Annotated in this window: 1 protein-coding gene; it reads right to left on the bottom strand. The window is 68.0% G+C overall.

The window, feature by feature from the left end; all coding sequences use genetic code 11:
- Window positions 1-42 precede the first annotated feature (42 nt).
- On the bottom strand, window positions 43-2,680 hold a 2,638-nt coding region (locus AAGI46_16790; GenBank protein MEM1013864.1), incomplete at its 5' end, for a PA14 domain-containing protein.

Here is a 2,680-nt window from a genome sequence, read left to right on the forward strand (position 1 = left end):
CGGCATCGTGAGCGACCATAACCGCAAGCAGCGACGTAGTCGCTACCTTCCGCCGCTCCTGCCGTTGCCGCTCGCCGACGATTCCCAGCCGAAGACCAGTTCGATGGGCCAGCTCTGGTTCCAGTCGGGGTGGAATGAGCGGCTCAGGCCGAGCGCGGCGGATCGGCCGCGGGCGAGTTCCATGTTGAAGTTGCCCTCGCCGTGGTTGACGCGGTAGCTGAACTTGATCGGCTTGCCCGCCAGCATTGCCTCGTGAGCTTCGGGCATGGCGGACCACGGAATCGCGACCTCGACCGTGCGCGTGCCGTCGTCGTGCTTGACGGACAGCCGCGCTCCTTCGACCGGGCCGAGGGCTTTGTGCCTCGGCTGGCGCGGGAAGCCGTGCTGGCGTGGGACGCGCGGGGCGTCGATCTGGAAGACCTCCGTCCCGCCACCGAAATCCTCGGCGACGCGGTTGAGCGCGAAGGCATAGTCGGTGGTCTGATACGACGGGAATCGCGCAGGCCGGCCGGGCAGTGATGCGAGCCAGCCGTCCTCGCCGGGCTCGATGACGTTGAAGCCGATCTGCACGTTGTCGAAGGGCCTCTGCGACGCCGATCCGGGCGTGAGCGGACGCTGGCGATAGCTGTACCGACGCACGCCATCCGGCCAGCGCAGCTCGCCTCGCGGCAGCGCGTCGACGTCGAACTCGAAGCCCTCGGGCACGCCGGCCTGCCAGCCGAACTTCACATGTTGGTCGACGCGTTCCATGACCGCGTGGTCGTGGTTCGTGCCGAGGTAGTACGCACCGGTCAGGCCACGCTGGTCGGTGGTGGCATCGGTCGTCGGACGAAGGACTGCAGCCGGGATCGCCGTTCGCTCGCCAGCACCCGGTGGACGCCAGGCGAGTTGGGCGTAGGCGTTGCCGAACTCGGAGAACCACTCGACGCGAATCGGCACGGGCACGCCCACTTCGAGCTGCACGCGGGCCGAGCCCCACGTCGGGTGCTGCCGCCGCCACTGATCGATGATTTTTTCCCCACCGACCCAGACGCGGAAGCCGTCGTCGCCTCGGAAGGCGATCTCGTGAATGCCGGTCTCGTCCGGCACGAGCAATCCCGTCCAACGGGCTGAGAACGGCGGGTCCGACGGGTCGGGGACGATCTCTTTGTACGCAACTTCGGGGTAGTAGTCGGCATCCTCGTCGCGTCCGTCGAATCGGATCGTGCCCGGCTCCGGCGTGGAGTCGGCAATGCGGGCGGCGAAGTAGAAGGCGTCGTCGTCGTACGCGAGGAACGCCGTCGCCCGGCCTGGCTTGGAGCCCGACTCGAACGGCACGAAGGGCGTCCACATCGCCTCCTCCAGGCTCTGCCCTTCCTCGCCAGCGTCGATCGCCTGCGGCCAGCTTCCGGCCCAATCGGCAAGGTCGCCGTCGATGGTCACCGACTGCCGGGCGATGCGATTAACACGCACGGTCTCGGCGTGACTGGCGGTGCCGAGGTCGAGTGTCGTTCCGTCGGAGTCGGTCGCACGGACGGCGGCCCGGACGGTCATCGGGTAGCCGTTGCTCGGCGTTGCAGTTCCGGCGAGAACGCGGACCTCGATGTCGCGCTTCTCGTGCGGCAAGAGCTGGAAGGCCTCGGGGTAATCGAGCTGAAGGTCACCGATCGCGACGGTGAGTGCGACGTCGACGACCCGCGCGTGTTGGTTGGCGAGGGTCACGCCGAACGTCGCGCCGGTCTCAATCGGATCGGTCGCGTCCTGGACGACGATGTCCAGCGGCTCCAGCCCGCGGAGGTCGGCGGCTTCCAGCGCTGCAATGAGCTTGGCAAAGCCGTCTTCGTGGCACGGCGTCGCGCGGAGATAGACGGCGTCGGTGCCGAGCGGCACGGTGATCGAGCCGCCCTCGTCACCCTTGCGATTGCCGTAGGCATCGAAGGCCGAGAACGCGCCATCGTCGTTCCGCAGGACAAGCGTCGGCGGTGTGTCGGCATCGAGGCGATCGATGCCGGTGAGCGGCAGCAAGCCCGGGTTCCGTGCGTGGAACAGCGAGTCGAGATCGCCCAGCACGACCACCGTGCCGTCGTCCGCGTCGCCGTCCAGGCCGTGGAAGACGAAGACGTACGGCAGCGCGTCCTGGAAGAGGATGCGATCGAACTCGCGCTCGCCCATGAACGCCTGCGCCGCGCTGTACGCCGCGGCAAGTGGCCGGGCGTTGATGACGCGTGGCACGCGCTTGGTGCCGTCGGTCGTCTGGATGGTGTCCATCGCGACTCGGCCGTGGCTCAGCGTGCTGACCGCGATGCGCGAGTGCGAGCCCATCACACGGTCGTATCCGGCCGCCCGGCAGGCCGCGACGACGCCGGCGAAACGGTCGTCCGCATTGGCGACCCACGACTCAGTGTCCCACAGCAGCACGCGACCCAGCGGATGCTCGTCCGATCGCCAGCTCGCGTCGAGCGAAGGGACCGAGAGCCCCTGGTAGTGCATCGAGCAGAAATCGAGGTAGTTCGGCCAAAACGGGCTGTTGTCGAGGCCTTCGCTGAAGAGCTTGTCGAAGGTGTTGCTCGACGAGTCGGCCCCGCCGACCAGCACGTCGACGCCGGCCTCTTCGCGTGCACGGAAGACGGCCTCGCACGTCCGCCGCCACAGCTCGCGATAACGCGGCAAGTCCGCCTGCCAACCGCTGATGCTGCTGCCC

Source organism: Planctomycetota bacterium (assembly GCA_038746835.1).
Classification (GTDB): Bacteria; Planctomycetota; Phycisphaerae; order Tepidisphaerales; family Tepidisphaeraceae; genus JBCDKH01.